Annotated in this window: 2 protein-coding genes; both read left to right on the plus strand. The window is 48.9% G+C overall.

Translation table 11 applies throughout. The features are described 5' to 3' along the window. Positions 1-198, plus strand: a 198-nt coding sequence (locus tag JHD82_RS30030) for a hypothetical protein (protein ID WP_233174948.1), incomplete at its 5' end; no start/stop codon positions are given. Then, positions 153-1,336: HAMP domain-containing sensor histidine kinase (locus tag JHD82_RS28945; protein ID WP_233174949.1), on the plus strand; the 1,184-nt coding region annotated here is incomplete at its 3' end. The genes JHD82_RS30030 and JHD82_RS28945, both read left to right, overlap by 46 nt.

Raw genomic sequence — 1,336 nt, forward strand, 5'->3', positions numbered from 1 at the left:
CCCCCCCCCCCCCCCCCCCCCCCCCCCCCCCCCCCCCCCCCCCCCCCCCCCCTTTTAGATGTGTATAAGAGACAGGATATATTCTTGGAAAGTATGGCGCCGTCTACAGGAATGGATGCTTTTATTATTATTCGAGGATATCGAATACAAACATGGTATTTCTCCAGGTTTTCTCCTGGAGAGATGCCGTTTTTTTGAATGGGAAGTCTCTTGTATATTTGCTGCTTTCATTGATATTCATCATTCTTATATGGTGTTTTTTGATATATTTCTATGGCAGGGTATTTATTCCGGTATATGGAAAGGCCAAGGATGTATTCGACTCGGAGCATCTGAGTCGAACCATCATTGCCATGGCTCCTTATGGACTTGGTCTTCTTGACTTCAAGGAAAAGAAGATGCTGCTGGAAAACAGCATGATGTACAAGTACAAAGAAAGCCTGGTGTTGGATGATGAGTCCACTGGTGAGCGGTTGATTGAATATTTTCTCAGATTCTACGGTGAGAAATATCTGGATGGAAAAAAGCCTGAATATTCTCCGGTGGTCAGCGAAATCGTGGTCTCTTACAATGGAACAATTGCAGAGCTTTCAGTGATCATGGTGAAGGCCAGATATCAGGGGCGGCGTGTCCTGCTGTGTGGATTTGCCGATATCACGGCGCACAAGCAAGTGCAAAGAAATCTGGAAGATGCCAGAAAGGCGGCAGAAGAAGCAAACCAGGAGAAATCTTCTTTTCTAGCCGCCATGAGCCACGAGATACGTACGCCACTGAATGCAATATTGGGCAATCTGGAAATACTGGGAAGAAGCTCCATGTCAGAAGAGCAGCAAACCAGGCTCGCCACCATATCATCTTCATCCCATTCTCTTTTGACCCTGCTGAATGATGTCCTCGACTTCTCGAAGATCGAGTCTGGTCAGATGAGTGTGGAATTGACCAGCTTTGATCTCAAGTCCGTGATCCGGCAAGTGGCCGCCATTTACAAACCGCTGGCTGCTGAGTCGGGAATAGAATTTTCCTTGATTCTTGATGACTCGCTGAAGGATGGATATATAGGGGATGGCGAGAGAATAAAACAAATCCTGAACAATCTTCTCAGTAATTCCTTGAAATTCACCAAGGCAGGCAAGATTGACGTGTTTGCATCAGACAGGGCAGGTGAGCTGAAGATCAAAGTGTCGGATACCGGGATAGGCATTCACCCTTCACAGCACGCTTTCATCTTTGACGCATTCAAGCAGGCCGGCTCGGATATAGCCTGTCTCTTATACACATCTAAAAGGGGGGGGGGGGGGGGGGGGGGGGGGGGGGGGGGGGGGGGGGGGGGGGGGGG

Source organism: Delftia sp. ASV31 (genome assembly GCF_016428765.1).
In the GTDB taxonomy this organism is placed as follows: Bacteria; Pseudomonadota; Gammaproteobacteria; order Burkholderiales; family Burkholderiaceae_C; genus Comamonas; species Comamonas acidovorans.